This is a genomic window from Paenibacillus intestini (genome assembly GCF_030803945.1).
In the GTDB taxonomy this organism is placed as follows: domain Bacteria; phylum Bacillota; class Bacilli; order Paenibacillales; family Paenibacillaceae; genus Paenibacillus; species Paenibacillus polysaccharolyticus.
The window spans coordinates 257,978-280,013 of record NZ_JAURUN010000008.1 but is presented as its reverse complement, the minus strand read 5'-3'; the positions used below and the strand labels follow the sequence as shown (position 1 = coordinate 280,013).

The 22,036-nt window shown below is 47.1% G+C and carries 22 protein-coding genes and 1 other annotated feature; all 22 genes read right to left on the bottom strand.

The features are described from left to right. Positions 1–99: 99 nt before the first annotated feature. The 22 genes from J2T16_RS20920 to J2T16_RS20815 all read right to left on the bottom strand — a co-directional run bounded on the left by J2T16_RS20920 (position 100) and on the right by J2T16_RS20815 (position 22,027). Positions 100–1,386: a homoserine dehydrogenase gene (locus J2T16_RS20920; protein ID WP_221786623.1), complete on the bottom strand. Its 1,287-nt coding sequence runs from the start codon at positions 1,384–1,386 to the stop codon at positions 100–102. A gap of 46 nt (positions 1,387–1,432) precedes the next feature. Further along, positions 1,433–1,870, bottom strand: coding sequence for an ACT domain-containing protein (locus tag J2T16_RS20915; protein ID WP_110898886.1), 438 nt, complete (start codon positions 1,868–1,870; stop codon positions 1,433–1,435). Between the two features lie 250 nt (positions 1,871–2,120). Beyond that, complete coding sequence (obgE, locus tag J2T16_RS20910; RefSeq protein WP_499019166.1) at positions 2,121–3,431, bottom strand: GTPase ObgE; 1,311 nt, start codon at positions 3,429–3,431, stop codon at positions 2,121–2,123. 16 nt (positions 3,432–3,447) lie between these two features. Continuing rightward, positions 3,448–4,185: a Spo0B domain-containing protein gene (locus J2T16_RS20905; protein ID WP_221786622.1), complete on the bottom strand. Its 738-nt coding sequence runs from the start codon at positions 4,183–4,185 to the stop codon at positions 3,448–3,450. Positions 4,186–4,335: 150 nt separating this feature from the next. Next, complete coding sequence (rpmA, locus tag J2T16_RS20900) at positions 4,336–4,647, bottom strand: 50S ribosomal protein L27 (protein WP_017692622.1); 312 nt, start codon at positions 4,645–4,647, stop codon at positions 4,336–4,338. A gap of 23 nt (positions 4,648–4,670) precedes the next feature. Next, on the bottom strand, positions 4,671–5,000 hold the full coding sequence (locus J2T16_RS20895; protein ID WP_336121989.1) for a ribosomal-processing cysteine protease Prp: 330 nt from the start codon (positions 4,998–5,000) through the stop codon (positions 4,671–4,673). Between the two features lie 13 nt (positions 5,001–5,013). Continuing rightward, complete coding sequence (gene rplU, locus J2T16_RS20890) at positions 5,014–5,325, bottom strand: 50S ribosomal protein L21 (protein WP_090919085.1); 312 nt, start codon at positions 5,323–5,325, stop codon at positions 5,014–5,016. 14 nt (positions 5,326–5,339) lie between these two features. Continuing rightward, positions 5,340–5,423: a sequence feature (ribosomal protein L21 leader region), on the bottom strand. Between the two features lie 57 nt (positions 5,424–5,480). Next, positions 5,481–6,731, bottom strand: a complete 1,251-nt coding sequence (locus J2T16_RS20885) for an Rne/Rng family ribonuclease (RefSeq protein ID WP_336121988.1) — start codon at positions 6,729–6,731, stop codon at positions 5,481–5,483. A gap of 108 nt (positions 6,732–6,839) precedes the next feature. Beyond that, positions 6,840–7,700, bottom strand: a complete 861-nt coding sequence (locus J2T16_RS20880; protein WP_336122794.1) for a M50 family metallopeptidase — start codon at positions 7,698–7,700, stop codon at positions 6,840–6,842. Beyond that, a complete protein-coding gene (locus tag J2T16_RS20875; protein WP_499019164.1) occupies positions 7,693–8,634 on the bottom strand; it encodes a peptidoglycan DD-metalloendopeptidase family protein in 942 nt (313 codons plus the stop codon). The genes J2T16_RS20880 and J2T16_RS20875 overlap by 8 nt, the downstream gene beginning before the upstream one ends. A gap of 267 nt (positions 8,635–8,901) precedes the next feature. Next, positions 8,902–9,696: a septum site-determining protein MinD gene (gene minD, locus J2T16_RS20870; protein ID WP_090919093.1), complete on the bottom strand. Its 795-nt coding sequence runs from the start codon at positions 9,694–9,696 to the stop codon at positions 8,902–8,904. A 3-nt stretch (positions 9,697–9,699) separates the two neighbouring features. After that, positions 9,700–10,362: a septum site-determining protein MinC gene (gene minC, locus J2T16_RS20865; RefSeq protein WP_090919095.1), complete on the bottom strand. Its 663-nt coding sequence runs from the start codon at positions 10,360–10,362 to the stop codon at positions 9,700–9,702. A gap of 74 nt (positions 10,363–10,436) precedes the next feature. Next, entirely contained in the window at positions 10,437–10,970 is a 534-nt protein-coding gene (locus J2T16_RS20860; RefSeq protein WP_090919098.1) for a rod shape-determining protein MreD, read from the bottom strand. Further along, positions 10,970–11,842, bottom strand: a complete 873-nt coding sequence (gene mreC / locus J2T16_RS20855) for a rod shape-determining protein MreC (RefSeq protein ID WP_090919101.1) — start codon at positions 11,840–11,842, stop codon at positions 10,970–10,972. The genes J2T16_RS20860 and mreC overlap by 1 nt, the downstream gene beginning before the upstream one ends. Before the next feature lie 180 nt (positions 11,843–12,022). Then, entirely contained in the window at positions 12,023–13,057 is a 1,035-nt protein-coding gene (locus tag J2T16_RS20850; RefSeq protein ID WP_090919103.1) for a rod shape-determining protein, read from the bottom strand. A gap of 194 nt (positions 13,058–13,251) precedes the next feature. Continuing rightward, entirely contained in the window at positions 13,252–13,941 is a 690-nt protein-coding gene (radC, locus tag J2T16_RS20845; protein ID WP_090919105.1) for a RadC family protein, read from the bottom strand. Positions 13,942–13,972: 31 nt separating this feature from the next. Beyond that, a complete protein-coding gene (locus J2T16_RS20840; protein WP_339832258.1) occupies positions 13,973–14,587 on the bottom strand; it encodes a Maf family protein in 615 nt (204 codons plus the stop codon). A gap of 89 nt (positions 14,588–14,676) precedes the next feature. Further along, positions 14,677–14,919: a DUF4321 domain-containing protein gene (locus J2T16_RS20835; protein ID WP_090919108.1), complete on the bottom strand. Its 243-nt coding sequence runs from the start codon at positions 14,917–14,919 to the stop codon at positions 14,677–14,679. Positions 14,920–15,065: 146 nt separating this feature from the next. Beyond that, complete coding sequence (locus tag J2T16_RS20830; protein ID WP_499019162.1) at positions 15,066–16,247, bottom strand: SPOR domain-containing protein; 1,182 nt, start codon at positions 16,245–16,247, stop codon at positions 15,066–15,068. Positions 16,248–16,522: 275 nt separating this feature from the next. Then, a complete protein-coding gene (gene murC / locus J2T16_RS20825; protein ID WP_090919112.1) occupies positions 16,523–17,893 on the bottom strand; it encodes a UDP-N-acetylmuramate--L-alanine ligase in 1,371 nt (456 codons plus the stop codon). A 5-nt stretch (positions 17,894–17,898) separates the two neighbouring features. After that, positions 17,899–19,275 (bottom strand): bifunctional folylpolyglutamate synthase/dihydrofolate synthase, encoded by a 1,377-nt coding sequence (locus tag J2T16_RS20820; RefSeq protein WP_090919739.1) that lies wholly within the window; start codon positions 19,273–19,275, stop codon positions 17,899–17,901. A gap of 88 nt (positions 19,276–19,363) precedes the next feature. Continuing rightward, positions 19,364–22,027 (bottom strand): valine--tRNA ligase, encoded by a 2,664-nt coding sequence (locus tag J2T16_RS20815; RefSeq protein ID WP_154890967.1) that lies wholly within the window; start codon positions 22,025–22,027, stop codon positions 19,364–19,366. Positions 22,028–22,036: the final 9 nt, after the last annotated feature.

Here is a 22,036-nt window from a genome sequence, read left to right as displayed (position 1 = left end):
GGGTAAACTCCTTTAGGTTTAATGATCTAGATTCATGAAATGATGATTTGCTTGCAAAACAAAAATATAAACTAATTATATTTTAAAATGACTCAACAACTAACCTTCTACACGATAAACACTCTTAATGCGGCGAATCACGTTGAGTGATTCAAAATGCTTAAGCACCTTGTCCATGCTCGCCTTACTTGCATTATGTGTAACGATAATGATCTCAGCGTCTGGATTGTGCTCATTCGGCTGTTGCACAACAGAAGCGAGACTGACTTCATATTCGGCAAAAATCTGCGTAATCTGCGCCAGCACCCCTGCTTTGTCGTCCACGTGCAGTAATATAAAATTTTTCGAAAAAATCTGCTCATCACTCTGCAGTCTCTTCTGTTTATATGGCACGATTGCTTTTAATCCGTTTACACCAAGCTTGAGGTTTTTCGTTACGGCAACAATGTCAGCAACTACGGAAGTGGCTGTTGGCAATTCACCCGCCCCTGCTCCGTAGAACATCGTCTCGCCTACCGCCTCACCGTGTACATACACTGCATTGAACACACCGTTTACCGATGCGATTGGGTGGTTCTTTCTCACCATCGTTGGTTGCACACTAATCGTAATCTCATCATCGATGCGATCTGCGATGCCAAGTAACTTCAACTCATATCCCAGTCTTTTAGCATACGTTATATCTTCACGCGTGACGGAGGAGATCCCCTTAACGGTAACATCCTTCAATTCCACATTCGTCCGGAAACCGAGGGTACCCAAGATTGCCATTTTTCGAGCAGCATCGAGTCCTTCTACATCTGAGGTCGGGTCTGTTTCCGCGTACCCTAAAGCTTGTGCTTCCGCTAGCACCTCTTCATAGGATGCGCCTTCCTGACTCATTTTCGTCAAAATATAGTTCGTTGTGCCGTTCACAATCCCCATAATCCGCGTGATCCGGTCCGAAGAGAAACCTTCAATCAGCGTGCGGATGATCGGGATGCCTCCAGCCACACTGGCCTCATAAAACACATCACATTGCTTTTCCTGCGCTTTAGCCAGAATCTCTGAACCGTGCAATGCCATAAGATCCTTGTTCGCTGTTACGATATGTTTCCCACGTTCCAATGCCTCAAGAATATATTCTTTCGTCTGATCGATGCCGCCCATCACTTCAACGATAACATCAATGTCCGGGTGACGAATGACATCCCAAGGGTTCTCTGTTAGCTTCGCCCGGTCAATAGGAATAACACGATCCTTCTCCGTGTTCTTCACTGCAATCTTCTCAATGATAATTGGCGACCCCACCTGGCTGCTCAAATCCTCCTGATTCCCTTCCACAATTCGGACAACGCCCGTTCCAACCGTGCCCAGGCCCAACAATCCGACTTTTACCGGTTTCACTAACGACCTACCCCCTATTGTCTAATCCTATATTCTCTAAGCCCGATTAACCTTGGCCTACGATCCGTGTACGCTTCACCCCAGGCATATCTTGCATTCGATCCAGCATTTCTCCAATCTCTCCATGCAGATGCGTCGTTTCCACGGAAATGACAACATTGGCTCTGCCCTGAAGCGGAATACTCTGATTAATCGTAAGCACGTTGGCTCCATAACCTGCAAAATGTCCAAGCACACGAGACAGAATACCAGACTGATGCTCCAGGTCAATCGAGATCGTTACGATTCGCTCACGCTCCAGCTGATTGATCAGATGGATTCCATCTTTGTACTTGTAAAAGGCACTTCGGCTTAATCCGACCTGCTCGACGGCCTCATGCACTGTTTTAACATCACCGGAAGCAAGCAGCTCTTTCACCTGCATCGTTTTTACCACAGCTTCAGGCAAAATATCTTCCCGTACTAAGTAATAGCGTTCATTCACAGAACGTCCTCTCCTCAAAGACTCATGTATTCATATAGTGGACATTATATAGGATGAATCACAAAAGGGCAATACGTGACATGTCTATTTTTCAAAAACTGTTTCTCACATTATACAGACTTCTCTTTCTCATGTCAGAAAACAAACAAAAAAAACGCAGCCTCACGGTAACTTCCCGCTTCACTGCGTTTCTCATTTTTATTAAGCAATCATCAGCCGATGATGTTCACAATTTTTTTGGCCTAGCGGCTTAGTAGTAACTGCTGCTTTCCACAAATTCAAACTCAAAATCTCCAATACGCACAATCGTACCTTCCACGGCACCACGTTTACGAAGCTCATCATCCACACCCATGTGACGAAGTGTACGCGCCAACTTCAGAATAGCCTCGTGTGAATTCAACTGCATCCGTTTCATCATGCGATCAATCTTGACACTCTCCACAATGAATGTATCGTTCTCACGCACAATACGGAAACCTTCGTCCTCTTTTTTGTCCAAACTGTATACTTTACGCTCGGAAAGATCGGCTACTTCTTCTACCTCAGGCTCATCCGGAATCTGATCCAGCAGATCAGCCGCTCGGTATAACAGTTCCTGAATACCTTGACGAGTCAGCGACGAAATAGGCATGATTTCAATATCTGGCTTCACTTCACGAACCTGTTGCAAAAATTGCTCCAGATTAGCTTCGGAATCCGGCATATCCATTTTGTTCGCAGCTACAACCTGCGGTCTCTCGGCAAGCACCGGATTGTATAGTCGCAGCTCATCATTAATTTTCTGCCAGTCTTCGAAAGGATCGCGCCCTTCAGAACCCGACATATCCACAACATGAATAATAACTCGCGTTCGCTCAACATGTCGCAGGAACTCATGTCCCAGTCCGACACCCTCATGTGCCCCTTCAATCAGACCCGGCAAATCGGCCATAACAAAACCGCGGCCCTCACCCACATCAACGACACCCAAGTTAGGGGTAATGGTTGTGAAATGGTATGCCCCAATCTTCGGCTTGGCAGCAGATACAACGGACAGCAACGTAGATTTACCCACACTCGGGAACCCGACTAGTCCCACATCCGCCATGACTTTAAGCTCAAGCACGATATAACGCTCTTCGCCTTCCTCACCGTTCTCGGCAAGTTCAGGTGCCGGGTTTCTTGGCGTTGCAAAGCGGATGTTACCACGCCCGCCGCGGCCACCTTTGGCTACAACCACCTGCTGCCCGTGACGCGTTAGATCAGCTAACACTTCGCCACTGTCTTCATCCACAATCGTCGTACCCGGCGGGATACGCACAATCATGTTCTCTGCATTGGCACCATGCTGGCTTTTGTTACGTCCCTTCTCACCACGTGGGGCTTTGAAGTGACGCTGATAACGAAAGTCCATCAATGTCCGCAGACCTTCATCTACCCGGAAAATAATATCGGCTCCCCGGCCGCCATCGCCGCCGGCAGGGCCACCCTCCGGTACATATTTCTCACGACGGAAAGAGACGATACCGTCTCCTCCATCTCCTGCTTTTACATAAATCTTCGCTTTATCAACAAACATTGGTTACCCCTTCTTCCTATATTCCACAAGGCATTCTGAATTGTACAAACGTATCCCCAGACGGAAGCTGCTCCGTTCTGACTTTTTTACCTTTGAGTACAGCTGTTAATTGCCGCAGCGTTTCTGGATCCGGGGTTTGATCTCCGTCCAACCGGACGACGACATCTCCGTGATCCTGTCCGAAGTTCAAGGTCAGTTTGCGTACCTCTCCCCAAGACGACCGGCCACCGCCATACTGATAGGCCCGAATTGCATCCGCAATCGCCCCCGTAAGCGACTCGCCATCCTCGGGAGAGACCAGAGCACTGAGCTGCAGCTCTTCTTCTACTTCCACATGCAATTCCAGTGCAGCTCCACTGGCCCGAAAAGATTGCAAATAAAAGACGAGAGAAGGTATACCTAATTTAGATATACGGCTTTCTTCCGTTACCCGCTCTTTTATTCTTTCCACACATTGCAGGGATTTATCAAGTTTGCCCAGCCTAAGATATCCATATAACACTTGGAGATCGTTCATCCAGTCATGCCGATGATGATTTAATGAAGCTATTGCTGTTTTTTCCATGGATTGAATGATGATTCTGCGTTCCGCCTCCGCCTGCTTTTTCATCGCATATCCTGATACCAACATCACTGCGACGGACCAAAATGCGCATACAACGCTCGCAAAAGACGTTGGATACAACATAACGAAAACCAAAGGAATCACAAGTGAACATGCCGCAATCCACGGCACTCTTTTCCAGGATTTCATGGCTTCTCCCCGTTCTACCAAACTAGGTTGGTTTCAACCCACCGTAACCAAGTATAACATGTCTTTTCTGCCAGTTCATTATCGAATAGTCGCAGAATGCAAAAAACCTCCGGCAAAAATGCCGAAGGCTCCTTAGGCGGAATGCCGATATTAAGCTTCTACTGCAGCTGCTACTGGAGCAACGTTTACAGGGTAGATGCTTACTTTTTTGCGATCGCGACCCCAACGTTCGAATTTAACAACGCCGTCGATTTTCGCGAACAAAGTGTCATCTTTACCGATACCTACGTTTGTTCCTGGGTGAATTTTCGTTCCGCGTTGGCGAACGAGAATGCTACCACCAGTTACAGTTTGGCCATCTGCACGTTTAACACCCAGACGTTGTGCATTACTGTCACGTCCGTTCTTCGTGGAACCTACACCTTTTTTCGATGCGAACAACTGAAGATTTAATTTCAACATGATTGGTTTTCCTCCTTCTTTGCTTATTGGTGTTGCTGTATTTGAATATACTTCCCGTATGACTCTGCAATATTAGAGAGCATAACTACCATGGATTCGAGCAACAACTGTACCTGAGAAAAAGTTTCCCCTTTTACCAGCACCGGTAAAGAACCGCTTAAAAAACCATTCTTCATCTTGGCATCCATCTCGATACCAGTTAATGCTTCAATCGAGTTCACTGTACCTACTGTAACAGCAGATACCCCGGCACATACGATATCTTCTCCACGCTTGGCAAAATTGGCATGCCCTTCGATAGAAAAGCGTTCGATGTTCCCGTCCTCATCACGAAAGATTTGAACGATAATCACTTATCGCACCTTCTTACGCTTTGATTTTTTCGATAGTTACTTTAGTGTACGGTTGACGGTGACCTTGCTTCACATGGTAGTTCTTTTTCGGTTTGTATTTGTATACAACAACCTTTTGACCTTTGCCATGTTTCTCAACCTTAGCCGTTACAGTAGCTCCGGAAACCAATGGTGTACCTGCTGTCAAACCTTGATCGTTAGATACAGCCAGGACACGGTCGAACGTTACGCTTTCGCCGTCGTTCGCATTCAATTTCTCGATGAACAGAACATCGCCCTCTTGGACTTTGTACTGTTTGCCGCCTGTTTCAATAATTGCGTACATTTGCCTTGCACCTCCTCATGTCTCAGACTCGCCCGTTCTCAGGTGACAGTACCTTGCGGAACTGTTCTTAAACCTGGTCAGTGCGGTTACAGCATGTGCAAGACCAATAGGCTTAAACACATACTTGATGATTATATCACGCAGTATATTAAAAATCAATGCAAAGGAGAAATATATCTTTTCCCCGTGCCATGACAGGAAGAACAAGCTTCCACGTAGGGCAAGGTACTTTCTTCTCTTACTTTTTTGCGAGTCAGTTCAAGCAACCCGAGTTTCGTCCATCCCATTACAAAAGCTTTGGTCCGATCCTTACGTAGCTCCTGCTCCAGCACAGACGCTACATCATGCCGATTCGATGCCTCTTCCATATCGATGAAGTCAACGATAATCATGCCGCCAATGTCCCGTAGTCGCATTAACCGGGCAATCTCCACTGCAGCCTGCATGTTGGTTTCGGTTACCGTCTCTTCCAGACTGTCTCCACCTGCTCCGGTATACTTGCCTGTATTCACATCAACCACGGTCAGCGCTTCGGTATGATCAATAACGATATACCCACCTCCGGGTAGCCAAACTTTGCGGGCAAAATCTTTGTTCAGCTGTTCCTGTACACCGTAAGCATCAAAGATAGATTCCGTTCCGGAATACACCTGAACTCGAGGCTCATGCCCTGGACAGATCTCTTCAAGCAACGTCCGTATTACGCGAGCCTGTCCTTCACTATCCGTGATCACCTCGTCACTACCAGGAGTATACACATCTCTAATCACTCGCTGAATCATGCTTTGGTCTTGGTGCAACAAGCTTGGAGAAGGCAAACTGTCTGCTTTTTCTCGAATCAGAAGCCACTGAGCTCGTAATGCCTCCAAATCAGTCTGAATCGCCTCATTCGCTTCTTCCGCAGATACGGTACGAATAATCAGCCCTTCTTCGTCCCGAAGCAACCGCTCTCCCATCCCTTTGAGGCGGGAACGATCCCCCTCCCGGGCAATCTTTTTGGAAACAGCCACATAACCCGCTACAGGCATGTAGACAAGCCAACGGCCCGGAAGTGAATAATGAGTCGTCACCCGGGCTCCTTTGCTTCCTACCGGTTCCTTCAGAACCTGTACAATTAATTCCTGACCCGGACGCAGCAACTCCGAGATGGAAGGTTTTATTTTAGGTTGCTTCTCCAGATGGGGGTGGAGCACATCATCCACATACAGAAACGCATTCTTTCTTTGACCAATATCCACAAAGGCAGCCTGCATACCCGGTAACACATTCACTACCCGTCCCTTGAAAAAGGAACCTAGCAACCCGCGCTCGCGTGTACGCTCTGCCGTGAACTCCACAGCTTTGCCTTCTTCCAGAAGCGCCATTTGCATGAGGTTATGTTCATTATGTACAATCATTTGTTTCATGGCTTCACCTCTAGAAGACCCTTCAATTTATCCACATCCATTTCATATTATAGGCAATAACGATCATAAATGTATTACCCCGTTTGAGAGCAGGTTCATCAGTAGGCTTCACAATTTATCGGTATTTTGTTGAAAGTACGAGCCAATCACTCTCTGTTCAGGCAAAACCGCCAGGATACGTCCCTGCTTATTCATCACGTATACCATATGGTACTGTTCCCTTTTTAATAGACGCAAAATAGTGTCCAAAGGTTTCGCTGGGAACGAGATTATCGGTTGGGCCAAGCCACCTGTAGTTGCATACCGTACAAAAACAGCTTCCCGGTTCATCAGAAAACGGATAAAACGATAAGGCACGTTCCGATAATCGGTAAAATTGGAGTAAAACAAAAAAAGGCCTATTAATAAAAGGTTCAACGGTAGCCCGTAATCGCCGGAAAGCCACCGGCTAATCGCAACCAAAATAACCCCTGCGCTACACAGGATACTGATGCGATAAGTCCACATGAGTGTAGTATAGTAAGGAGCCCACAGGCTGACAATCGCCTGAACGATCTTTCCCCCGTCCAAAGGCAGTACTGGCAACAGATTAAACAAAGCAATGAGCAGGTTGGCTTGGATTATATAATCCAGAAACAGTGGGTCCCCCAACTGAAATCGGCTTAGAAGCAGTACTATGCCGACCATCATAATGTTCTGCAACGGTCCAGCCAAGGCAATGACAATCTCGCGGTAAGCCGTCAGTTTGCCTCCATCTTCAATAACAGCCACTCCCCCAAACGGAAGCATCTGTATAGACAATACACGGCAGCCCAGAAGGGCCGCCGCGGCAGCATGTCCGCATTCATGAATAAATACGATGGCAAACAGCGTGATCAGTTCGATAAAATGTCCAGTTAGCAGGGAGGTCATCATGATGATGACAAAAAACGGATGAAGCGAGATTCGCACTCCCCACACCCTAATCAAGGGCAACGACTTCCGCAGGGTCTACGTACTCTTCTCCTTCTTTTATCGCAAAATAAAGCGTAGCAGGCTGATCCGTGCTTCCACCCTTTAAGCGTCCCACCACATTCCCCGCTTCGACCCAATCATTCACCTGAACGTCACTCTCGTTCATCCGGCCGTATATGGCGGTCACCTTACCAGCGTGCTGGATAACGACGGTATACCCGCTGGTTGCATCCCCCAGAACCTCAAGCACACGCCCAGCACCTGAGCTGACGACTTGCACGAGCCCTCCTGTAGTAGCGGCATCTGGAACAATCTCAATCCCCTTCATACTTAAAGCAAATGGCTGAACGACCGTACCTGAAATTGGTTTACCGAGAAGCTGCCGGATTCCTGAGCCGTTTACTACATCAGTGGTATGTCCAAGTACCGGCAGGAAAGAAGGTGTCCCACCGAAATTCCGTTCATACCATGCCGTAGCCGCAGCAAAATCCATATCGTTATGAAGTACATCAGCAATAACGGTTTTAGGTGCTATCGTCCATGATGCATTTAATTGAAACAGTCCCCACACGCCTGCAAATAGTACTGCACTGACTACCGTACGCCGTAGGAACGATCGAATCAAATTAAAACCAGAACGCCCTGTAGGGCCGAAATGTCCATTTTCCTTCTTCCACAACCATTCCGGGTCTCTTTCCGCTGGTTCCTCTACAAAAACAAACGGCTTCTGCCGGTTCGTTTCATCATACTCGCTATTTCTACCTTGATCTTTACTTCCGTCTATGCTTATGTCTGCATTTCTCTCTCTTTCACTGCCCTGATCTCCTTCTCTTACACGATCCCATCGAAAAACCGGCTTTTGTTCTTGCAACACTTCTTGCACTGCCCCATCCATAAGCCGCCGTATCCGCTCTTCTCGTCTCTGTTTGATTCTCCGTTTTGTATTCATGCCATGTCCTCCCGCTGAGGCTTGTTTACTACATCCTATGAATCAACAGCAAAGAATATGAACAAGCCTCCATACTATCCTGGACCCAAAACCAAAATAAAGCTCCAGCTTCACAGATGCCATGTTGCCATGTAGGAGTTGTACGACAAAGCAATGCCTGTGAGCAGTGAGTAAACGAGGCATACACAAAAAAACAGCCGGACACGCTGCCCCGGCTGTTACTTGAAGTTCAATTTAACTAAATTTATTTCACGCTCTAAGTACCCTTTAACCCATCCCGAAAAATTTCTTGAAACGGGAAAATGCGCCCTTCTTCTGCTCCATCTGCATTAATGGCACGGTATCTCCCAAAATTCGTCTTGCAATATTGCGATAAGCAATGGCTGCAAGTGAATCTGGGTTCATCACTGTAGGTTCGCCAGAATTGGCAGCCTTGATGACAAGTTCATCATCTGGCACGATGCCAATCAGGTCGATGTTAAGTACTTGTAAAATACCATCGATATCAAGCATGTCACCTGACTTCACCATATTGTTGCGAATCCGGTTCACTACCAGCTTAGGAGACTGAATGTGTGAACTCTCCAGCAAGCCGATGACACGGTCCGCATCACGCACTGCTGCATTTTCTGGTGTAGTGACCACGATGGCCTGATCTGCTCCTGCTACTGCATTTTTGAATCCCTGCTCAATCCCTGCCGGGCAGTCAATAATGACGTATTCAAAATCTTTTTTGAGTTCCAGGATGATATCTTTCACCTGTTCTGGCGATACAGAGTTTTTGTCTCTCGTCTGCGCTGCAGGCAACATGTATAATTCTTCGAAACGCTTGTCTTTTACCAAAGCCTGATTCAAACGGCAACGGCCGTCCGCAACATCGCACAGATCGTAAATAATGCGGTTCTCGAGTCCCATCACAACATCCAGATTACGAAGGCCGATATCGGTATCGACCAAACAAACCTTTTTGCCAAGCAGCGCCAGGGCTGTCCCGATGTTTGCCGAGGTGGTCGTCTTACCCACACCGCCTTTACCCGAAGTGATCACGATCGCCTCTCCCATGAGCTACACTCCTTTAAACACATTAAAATCTCGGCGCAACCGAACGATATTGCTCATCTTGTCGATCTGCATCTGATTGTCCTGCAAATAAGCAAATTCCATTCCGGTTTCATGACTCTCCCATTCATCTGGAGGACGACTGATTACATCGGCAATACGCAACTGTGTTGGCGCAAATACCGATGCTGCGATAATAGCCTCTTCGTCCCCGCTGATTCCGGCATGAGCCATACCTCTGAGTGAACCCAAAACATATATATCCCCAGTACACGTCACCGTGCCCCCTGGATTGATATCTCCGAGAAACAGGAGATTCCCCTCATGATGAAGCACCTGACCTGATCGTACCATGCCGCACATCGTCACAATCGGCGGGGGACCTTTGACCTCCTGTACAAGTGCAGGCGAGTCAAAGGATCGGATCAGTAGATTCCCTTTTTGCTTCAATATATCCAGAATCTCTTCTTTCTGATCTTCCGTAATTTCTCGCGCTCCCAGTTTGATATCCACATGAACAATCGGTCCGGTCAAAATGTTTTGATGGCTGTGTTCCAGCTTATAGCGGAGCTCATAGAGCAATTCCTCGAATTCACATTGATCGTCCAACAGGAAAACCAAGCCGTCTCGGATGCCTTTAATCGTTACGTGATTCGATTTTACCGTCATAAGCCTGTCCCTCCCATCTCATTACATTTCGTGCCCCGGTTCCCAAGTTCCTGCTTCTCGCTCCATAAATGTCATCAGGAAGCTTCATCTGCTTTACTTTTAGGTGTGCCGATCTTCTCCAGCTGTTTGCGCAGAGGCACATAAATGATCAGGGTAAACACAAAGTGAACAAACAGATTAGGGATCATGTATTCAATCAGTGCCCAGTCAAAGGTCACATGATTGAGCTGGAAGAGCTTGTATAAGAAAAATAACATTGTATCATTCAGCAAACTTCCAAGCAGGACAACTGAAACCATGATGGGCATCGGTGCACGCGGTGCTTGAAATATAAGTCCCATCATATAAGCAGATAATCCCATGGAGAATCCGTAAGGGCCAATCATCTCCCCGTAGAAGACGACATCATGCAAGAGTCCAAATAATATGCCGAGCACAAGGGCTGTATGCCTGTGATAATACACAGCAAAAAATAAAATAACGATATAAACCAGGTTGGCTGATATACGCATTTGCCAGGCTGAAGGAATGATCTGCGGCAGAATCGTATCTTCAGCAATGAACAGAATGAACAGTAACAGAAACAGAACCTGTTTGCGCGTAACCATTATTGTTTAACCTCAGGCGGAATGATCACAATCAGTTCTTTCCAATCGAGGAAGTTGGCATAGGGTTTAATTGTAGCCGTCTGTGTTAAACCGTATTCGCTCTTCTCGACGCTTTTCACTTCTCCAATACGCATGTACTTTGGAAAATTGTTGATGATACCAGATGAGATAATTTCATCACCTTTTGCGATATTGGAATCCTCTGCAATCTTGGTCATCTTTAACATACCGCTCTTCGGATCATAACTCTCGATCATACCAAACACTTTCTCTTTGCCTACAGCCGTAGCCGCAATCGCATTCGATGTTGGGTCATTAGCATCCATTGAAGTTAGCAAGTTCACCGTTGATGTATACGAACTGACATGGCTGATCACCCCAACCAAACCTTCTTGTGATGTAACAGCCATACCTGGTTTGATGCCTGCATTCTCCCCGATGTCTATGTTAATCGTTCTACTGTTCGGATCGGAATTGGCACTTATTACTTGGGCAATTCGAGAACCATAATTGTATCGATTCTGTTGTTCTTTTGTAAAATTGAGCGCTTGCTCGAGTTGCTTGTTTTTTTGCTCTAAGTCATTGTATTTCAATCGGTCACGTGTATAGTGTCCCATCGCGATGCGAAGCTCTTCATTTTCCTCGTATACCGCACGCATGTTCGCCACATCTTTGAAAAAGCCCGCTACATAAGAAGCGGGCTTGTAAAATACGTATTGTACAAATCCAACTGAATCCTTCAGGAATTTCTCCGGCCAGGATAAATTGGCTCGCGGACTAAGCGTAAAGCCCATCAGCGCGATAAATGTAACAAGGCCCACCAGCAAAACAAAAAGTCTTTTGTTGCCAAGCAGTTTAAACAGTTCCAACACCCTCTAACATCCATTATTCTCTTCCGAGCCCAGCCCGGTGGGGAGACATCAGACCTGAAGTCCCTGCGAGAATATCAATCGATCCTCCCCTGTTAAGCGGGTTATAGCTCTCCCGGGATATCCGGGTACTCTACATTGAAGTGTTGCCGGCCAATCAAGGATCAGACGGCAAGCAATCCATTAACGCTTGGAACGAACTGCTGAACTGCTTCTGCTTTTGAACATATGAATATTTTCCAGCGCTTTACCTGTGCCGATCGCTACGCAATCCAGCGGATTCTCCGCAACAATGACAGGCATTCCTGTCTCTCCAGCAAGCAGCTTATCCAGATTGCGAAGCAGAGCTCCGCCGCCTGTCAGGACAATTCCCCGATCCATAATGTCTGCTGCAAGCTCAGGAGGGCACTTCTCAAGTGTTACTTTTACCGCTTCAACAATAGCATTCACGGTGTCTGCCAGAGCTTCGCTGATCTCATCAGAAGTAATGGTAATCGTCTTCGGCAGACCTGTTACCAGATCACGTCCGCGGATTTCCATCGTTTCCACTTGTTCCAGCGGCATAGCTGAACCGATATCCATCTTCAACTGTTCGGATGTACGTTCACCGATCATCAGATTGTATTGGCGTTTGATGTACTGAATCACGGATTCATCCATCTCGTCACCTGCTACACGCACCGAACGGCTGGTTACGATACCACCTAGAGAAATGACTGCCACTTCAGTTGTACCTCCACCAATATCAACGACCATACTGCCTGTCGGTTCCCATACGGGCAGATCTGCACCAATAGCGGCTGCAAATGGTTCTTCGATCGTGTAAGCCTCACGTGCCCCTGCCTGTTTGGTTGCATCTTCAACTGCACGTTGTTCCACGGCCGTAATTCCGGATGGTACACATACCATCACGTTAGGATGACGCTGAAACATAGAGCGTTGCTTCTGTGCCTGACGAATAAAGTATTTGATCATCGTTGCAGTAGTATCGAAGTCAGCAATTACGCCATCTTTCATTGGACGAATAGCGCGGATATTGCCAGGTGTACGTCCAATCATTTTTTTAGCGGACTCACCCACAGCCTCGATACTTTTTGTATCCGTACGCAGTGCGACAACCGAAGGCTCGCGCACCACAATTCCTTTTCCACGTACATAAACCAGCGTATTCGCTGTCCCCAAATCAATACCCAAATCTTTCGTAAAACCACCAAACATGACGTATTCTCCTTTTCTGCCTCATATTGCTGCTCCTGTTTCATTACAAGAGCATAACTTTCATTCCCACGAAACCGTGGAGCTAATATTCGCATGTAGTATTTTGAATCTGAATCTGCAAAGTAAAGTGAACATATCTTTGACGGACACGTCCGTTATCATTTCATAGGAAAACATCAACGCCAACCATTATATTATACCAAGCCCTTCTCCTTCAAACTTACGTATGTTCCATCACCAATAACAAGGTGGTCCAGAACGTCAATGCCCACGATTGCGCCGGCTTCAATCAGTCTTTTGGTTATCTGAATATCTTCCGGACTAGGCGTTGGATCACCGCTGGGATGGTTATGTGCGCACACAATTGAGGCACTGCTACATTTGATGGCGGCACGAAATACTTCACGCGGATGTACAATTGAAGCATTCAGGCTGCCCATGGAGAGTGTTTCCTGAGCTATGATATGATTTTTGCTATTCAAAAAAAGACACACAAAATGTTCTTTCTGCAAATAACGCAGTTGTTCCATTAGAATATCCGCAGCATCACGCGGTGTACGGATCGATGTCGATGGAGCAAGCCGACTCTTGGCAATCCGATGGCCCAGTTCAATACCTGCTTTAAGCTGAACCGCTTTGGCTTGTCCAATGCCCTTCATAGCTGTCATCTCTTCAAGGCTCAGATCCATCAACGAACGGATGCCACCTGCTTGATTCAGTATCCGCTGTGCCATATGCATGGCGGATTCCTGTCTCGTTCCTGTTCGAAGTAATATAGCAAGCAATTCGGTATGACTCAAGGCGCCCGCCCCATATTCCATCATGCGTTCTCTCGGGCGATCTTCCTGGGGGATGTCGCGCATCATGTATTGAGGCGACTCCATACGTTCCCTCTTTTCACAGCATCCGTTTTGATTATGTTTGTGGCAACACGTACACGCCAAATCCCTCCAGCATGTCACTGAGCAGAGATAGTGGCAAGCCTACCACATTAAAATAACATCCTTCAATGCGGTCGATCAGTGAAGCGCCAATGCCTTGAATAGCATATGACCCTGCTTTGTCTGAAGGTTCTCCCGTCTTCACGTACGCACGAATCGTAGCTTCAGACAGTTCCTTCATCGTTACATCCGTCTGACGATAATGCACCACCGAATGTCCGGTAGCTGCATCGATACAAGCAACACCCGTAAACACACGATGTTCCCGTCCTTGCAGACGTGACAACATCTGCTCAGCATCAGACTCATCCACAGGCTTGCCCAGAATCTCATTGTCAAGCACAACAACGGTATCACTGCCGACGATAATGGCATCCTTACTGCTACCTTCCAGTCCACGATACACAGCAAGCGCCTTGCGAAGAGCCAATTCTTGCACGGTCTGTTCTGGGGTCCAGTCTAATGGTGTATTCTCATCGGCATAACTCGGTATAACTTCAAACGCTAAATGGAGTGACGCGATCAGTTCCTTGCGCCGCGGCGATGTGGAGGCCAGAATAATCGGGCGCTGTTCTGTGTTATTCGACATTAACGGCTCCTTATACTACGGCAACATCTGTCCGAATCACAATAATAGATGTCACTAGTTTATTTTTTTGGTCAACATTCGTCATTCTCCTATAGTCTGCGATACAGCCACACAGCCGCAATAATACCAATCAGACTCAGGAGGCTCATTTGAAATTGAAATGAAAGGTCATAACTGAAAATATCGAGATCAGCCTGGGGCGACCAGCGAATCGTCGTGACCTTGGTTAAAAAGGCTACAGCTTTAACAGGCTGCAGTGCCTTGGCGATCCACGCTCCGGCCATCCAGCCAAGCAGCAGAAACAATAATAACACGCCGAAGTTTTTTTTCATCGGTTAATCTTCCCTCGCCATTTTTTGACACCCACATTATTATACGGGGTTTTGTACGTCAATACAAACACAAATCCGGCAGGGGGAACTATTTCCAGTTCCTTGCCGGATAGGAGTTTTGAGGCGTTGTTATGGGAATAGGAGCTTTATTGCTTTATAGACTCAAGCCACTTTTTCTGTTGGAGCACATACTCCATCAAATCTGACTGTACCGCCCACATGTGAACAGCGTCCGGATTTTTATTATACTCTGCAATGGCTGTTATCGCACTGTTCATCGATTTCTCCATGCTGGTCACAACCGGTTGAACGTCTACCGCCATTCCAGGCGCAAGGCTCTTTATGCCGGTCAACCACGTTTGATGCTGCGTCTGTAGCGCTTCCATCATCTCTGGTGAAATGGCTGCTTGTACTGACTGACCCAATTGCTGGATCGAGAGTGTTGATAACTGATCGATAAGCGCGGAGCTGTTTTTGAAGAAAAGAGCAACGTCCTCATGCTTATTACCAAAGATCGCCGGATCCACCGCCGGATTGACGATCTCTTTGACATATAATTCGACTCCCTGAGACTTTAGTCTGCTACTGAGGAGCTTGGCCTCCTCACGATCCGCAGAGATGCCGGCATATACGCGATTGCCATCTTCAGGGTCCGAACTCGCAGCTAAGCCCGTTTGGGTGAGTTCAAGCTTCGCTTGTTCCGCTCGCTCCGGAGAACTAAACACTCCATATTGTAGGGCATAATATGTACCGCCTGCAGATGAAATTTCAAGTTGCCCTGCTGTTCCGGCCTCCCCCTCCTGACCTGACACAGTAGAAATGCTCTGATTCACAGGAAGCATTTCATCCGGTTTCACCACGTTCTCCTTGTTAAAAAGGGACAAAATAACCATACCGAACAGTGCTCCGGTTACCAATGCCCCTGAAACAGAGCCGATCATCTTCCAGCCTCTGGGAGGACGATTTCGTTTATATGAATAGTTCTCCGATTCGATCATCCAGTTATGGCCCTGATCCAGATCTTGACTTCTTTCCGAATCAAATTCATATTTATCATCCTGCATATTCCGATCTGAGGCGTAGTTTGTATGGGGTGAACGGGAAGCATCTGCCAGAATCGTCCCTCCCCAATCCATAGGCATGTCCTCTACTGCCATTGATGAACTAGAGGTGTTGTTTGTGTCTGGTTCAGGCTTCGGCAACGACTGTACTGTATTAGGCAAATTTTCGTTCATTGTGACCAGTGTACTGGATGCCGTCATCCCCTGCTTTTCCAGCTTGTCCGACTCCTGATCTCCGAAGCGAAACGTCATTCTGGCGTTGCTCACCCGTACCCTCTCCTTTGTCCCATTTATATCATCTATATGTTGAGATGGAGGATAACATTCCACGGAATGATTAAATCTTCAGACTTTCTAATCATATGAATCCCAAGCCAAAAACGCCTGGCCTCATGAAGAAGACAGACGTTTTATAGTACGGTACCCGTTGATCAAAAGGTCCTTGGAACATATACTCCGATGAGAAATCACAAGAATAGTAGCGATTGTTCCCCAATTTGTTGATCCCTAAGTTCAACTTGCATCATTTTGAAATCACAAAATTATTTCAAACCTTTGGCGAGTATATCGCCCACTTTCCAAATATCCCCTGCGCCCATCGTAAGCACAAGATCTCCTGGTTGTAGCCGCGGCTCTAGATCAGCCACAACTTCCTCTTTGGTCGGCAGGTATCTTGCTGATGCATTGCTGTTCTGTACGATCAGTTCAACGAGTCTTGCGGAGTGGACACCTTCAATCTGCTTTTCACCGGCAGGAGAATAGATATCGGTAATCAGCACCTCATCCGCCTCGGCAAAAGCCCGGCTGAACGCATCCAGCAGGAAAAATGTCCTTGTATAACGCTGTGGCTGAAATACAGCAATTATTCGTTTACCTGTCGCTTTCGCCGCACTAATTGTAGCTTCAATTTCTGTAGGGTGATGAGCGTAATCGTCGATAATGAGCATATCACGCGCCTCACCCAACACCTGAAATCTGCGTTTCGCCCCATGGAATTGCACGATCGCTGCTGTAATCTTCTCAAACGGAATGCCTGCTTCAAGACAGGTAATAACCGTAGCCATCGCATTGTAGACGTTGTGTTTACCAGGTACTGACAACTCCACTGTTCCCATCGCTGTACCTCGATGATTCATGGTGAACGAGATACGGCGATCCCCGAGAACGATATCTGTAGCTGTGTAATCAGCAACCTGCTCGATGCCGTAAGTTGTAATGCGAGACTTGAGATGCGGCAAAATAGCCTGCACATTTTCATCATCAGCGCATACAATGGCTGTGCCCTCTGGACGAATCTGACTGAGGAACTGTACATAGGCTTTCTTTAGTTCCTCGAAGTCACTGTTATAATTCTCTAGATGGTCAGCTTCAATGTTCGTTACGATGCCAAGCCAAGGATGGTACTGTAAAAAAGAGCCATCGCTCTCGTCCGCTTCCGCGACAACCCACTCGCCTTGACCTGCTTTGGCATTGGTTCCCAAATTCATGATTTCTCCACCTATAATATAGGTAGGATCTATTTCACATTGCTCCATAACCAGTGCGATCATGGAAGAAGTTGTCGTTTTGCCATGCGCACCTGCAACGGCCACGCCTTTGCGCTCGTTTAACAAACGTGCCAGCATTTGAGCGCGATGAAGGATAGGTATGTTTAGCTGCTCCGCAGCTACACGTTCCACATTATCCGCAGGAGCTGCTGTAGAGTAAACGACAAGATCCGCTCCGTTCACATGCTCCGCGGTATGTCCAATATATATTTTCGCCCCTTTGGCTGCCAACTTCTCTGTCAACTCCTGTGAAGCGACATCCGATCCGGTAACGGTATATCCCATCTCCAGCATAACCCGGGCGATGGCACTCATGCCATAACCGCCAATCCCTATAAAATGAACATGTTCCGATGTGTTTAACAAAACTTTCACCAACCTTTTTCAGAATCGGTTTGATGCAAAAGGGCCGCCCGCACGTCCGCAATCAGATAAAGCGTGCCGGAAACCACCCCCAGATCCTCCGCTTCCGTCCGTGACTTCAATAGATCAAGTGCCTTTGCCCAGTTCGGCTCGACGATGATATCCAGTTCCTGCTTCGCAATGGCGGGACGTACCCGTTCGACAATCTGCAACAATTCGGTTGCAGCCATTTTACGGCGGAAATCTGGCTCGGTCAGGATCAGCGTATCCACTAGTGGCAGTATATGCTGCAAATATGCTTCGTGATGCTTATTCGCCAGCATACCCATCATCAAAATTAACTTTTTTTGGGGATAACCGTCGATAATGCTCTTGGCAAGCGATTCTGCCCCTTCAGGATTATGCGCTCCATCGAGTACAATCAGTGGATTGTCACTGACTTTCTCAAATCTTCCCGCCCAGAAGGCATTCTCAAAACCAAGTTTAATATCGTCTTCATCCAGCATAAATGCCATATATTGTCTTAGTAATTCAAGAGACATTAATGCAGCAACAGCATTATCACATTGATATACACCTTGCATACGAATGTGAATATTCAGATCACGGAATGGACCGGAGAACTGAAGCGTTTGTCCATCCTTGCTACTTTCAAGCCTTTGGTATGAAAATTGGTCCCCAGCCAAGTACACCGTTGATCGCAATCGCTTCGCTCTCTCCTGAATGACCTTTACGGCTTCAGGTTGTACGGCACAGGTTACAACGGGTACACCCGGCTTAATGATGCCCGCCTTTTCATGTGCAATCTGCTCAACGGTATCTCCAAGGATATCCGTATGATCCATACCGATATTGGTGATGACGGACACAACGGGAGTAACAATATTCGTTACGTCCATCCTTCCCCCAAGCCCAGTCTCCCATACTACAATATCGGGGTAACACTCTTCCGCGTAATATAGCAGTGCCAGTGCCGTCGATACTTCAAACATCGTCGGTGATCCGAGCGGTGTTGACGCCATTTCTTTTACGAGAGGAAGCAAACGATTCGACAGCTTTAACAATGTCTCTTCTGGGATGTCTTCACCGTTATATTGAAAACGGTTTGTAAACTTGGTGATATAAGGTGATGTAAACGTTCCAACGTCATATCCCGCTTGAAGCAGTACTGACGTCAAAAAAGCGCAAGTCGAACCTTTACCGTTCGTTCCCGCGACATGAATGAATTTGAGCCGTTGGTGCGGATTGCCAAGCTGTGACATCAGGCTTTCAATACGTTCAAGCCCAGGCCTGATACCAAAAGGAATAAGGCCATTGATCCAATCCACGGCCTCATCATACGTCTGTAAAGGAGTAGCTTTATCTGTCCCGTTTAATTCCGTCATCTGATTCACCTTCAGTTCCCTGTTTGATTGAAGATTGAAAAAAGCAGCCGGATGGCGCCAAAAGCGTTCCATCCGACTCTTTTTGATATTAACCTTTGAGCTCTTTGATTCGTGCGATGACTTTATCCCGTTTATCCGAATAATCCGCTTGTTTAGCGCGTTCTTCCTCGATAACTTTAGCAGGAGCCTTCGCTACGAATCCCTCATTCGCCAGTTTTTTCTCTACACGGAGTACTTCACCTTCAAGGTTCTGAAGTTCTTTCTCCAGACGAGCTACTTCCTGCTCAATATCAATCAGACCTGCGAGCGGCAAGTACAATTCCGCTCCCGTGATGATCGCTGTCATGGCTTTGTCTGGTGAACTCAGATCCAATCCGCTCTCGAATTCGGATGTATTACAGAAGCGTTTGATGTAATGACTGTTGCGTTCGATAATACTAGATGCTTCTTCACTGTTCGCTTTGACCATTAATTCGATCTTTTTGCTCATCGGCACATTCACTTCGGCACGGATGTTCCGAACAGCGCGAATGGTATCCATCAGCAAGTTCATCTCCGCAACAGCTCCCGGATTCTCCAGCGCAGGGTCGTATACTGGCCAGGAAGCAAGTGTAATGGTCTCTCCCTCATGAGGAAGATGTTGCCAGATCTCTTCCGAGATGTATGGCATGAACGGATGAATCAGGCGCATGGTCTGATCCAGCACGTAGGCCAGCACCGATTGTGTTTTCTTTTTCGCAACCGGATCTTCTCCGTAGAATGACAGCTTGGCGAATTCGATGTACCAGTCACACAGATCATCCCAGATAAAGTTGTACAATACACGCCCTGTTTCCCCAAACTCATACGCATCGATTAGACGCGTAATATCTCGGGAAGTTTCGTTGAGGCGATGCAAAATCCAATAATCCGCTGTTCCAAGCTCACCGCTGATGTCACGATCTTCATAAGTGAAACCTTCCAGATTCATCAACGCAAAGCGGGAAGCATTCCAGATTTTGTTGGCGAAGTTACGAGCCTGCTCGACCCGCTCCCAGCGGAAACGCAAATCCTGTCCCGGAGTACTGCTGGTCGAGATCATGTAACGCATCGCATCTGCACCGTACTTCTCGATAACATCCAGCGGGTCTACACCGTTCCCAAGAGACTTGGACATCTTACGTCCATCAGCGTCACGTACAAGACCGTGCATCAGTACATCCTTGAACGGAATTTCATCCGTAAATTCCAGGGCAGTGAAGATCATACGCGCCACCCAGAAATAAATGATGTCATAACCTGTAACGAGTACATTTGTTGGATAATAACGCTTCAGATCATCTGTATTTTCAGGCCAGCCCAATGTAGAGAACGGCCATAGTGCCGAGCTAAACCACGTATCCAGAACGTCCTCATCCTGTTTCAGCTTGCGCCCTGCATATTCAGGCAATGTTGTTGGATCTTCTGCGGATACAATCACTTCACCTGTTTCTTCGTCGTACCAAGCAGGAATACGATGTCCCCACCACAGTTGACGGGAAATACACCAGTCACGAACGTTTTCAATCCAGTTCAGATACGTTTTCTCAAAACGATCCGGAACAAAGTTAACCCCTTCGCCGCTTTGCTGCTTTTTGATTGCTCTCTCCGCGAGTGGTTTCATCTCTACGAACCATTGTGTGGACAAGTAAGGCTCCACTACTGCTCCGGTGCGCTCACTGTGTCCAACCTGGTGCATATGATCTTCAATATTAATCAGGACACCTTGTTCTTTCAGATCAGCCACGATCTGTTTGCGGCATTCGCTACGATCCAGCCCCTGATATTTGCCAGCTTCCGCATTCATTGTTCCACTTTCATCCATAACGGTAATTTGAGGCAAGTCATGACGTAAACCTACTTCAAAGTCATTCGGATCATGCGCAGGTGTGATTTTCACTGCACCGCTACCGAACTCTTTGTCTACGTAGTCATCCGCAATGACTGGAATCTCACGACCGATGATAGGCAATACGAGTGTTTTACCGATCATGTCTGCATAACGTTCATCTTTAGGATGAACGGCAACAGCAGAATCACCCAGCATCGTTTCCGGACGTGTCGTTGCCACAGTAATGTGACCACTCCCGTCTTTGAGCGGATAACGCAGATGATAGAGATGACCCTGAACTTCCTTATATTCAACCTCAATATCCGAGAGCGCAGTACGATTCACCGGATCCCAGTTAATGATACGTTTACCGCGATAAATAAGTCCTTTCTCATATAACTGCACAAATACTTTACGCACCGCTTTGGATAGACCTTCATCCAGCGTAAAACGTTCACGGGAGTAGTCGAGAGACAGACCCATTTTGCCCCATTGCTGACGAATGGTTGTAGCGTACTGGTCTTTCCAATCCCAGACTTTCTCCAGAAACTTCTCACGTCCCAGATCATAACGCGTTAATCCATCTTCACGCAGCTTCTGTTCCACTTTCGTCTGGGTCGCAATCCCTGCGTGGTCAGAACCCGGTAGCCAAAGTGCGTCATATCCCTGCATCCGTTTTGTACGAATAAGGATATCCTGTAGGGTAAAGTCAAGTGCATGACCGATGTGAAGCATCCCCGTTACGTTCGGAGGTGGAATTACAATGGTATATGGCTCGGCATCCTTGCGTTTACCCGCTTGGAAATACCCGCGCTCCGTCCAGGTGGAGTACCATTTATCTTCTGCCGCCTTCGGGTCGTAAGTCGTCGGCATTTCAGTTGTTGCTTTTTTTTGTTCAGACATGTTTCATTC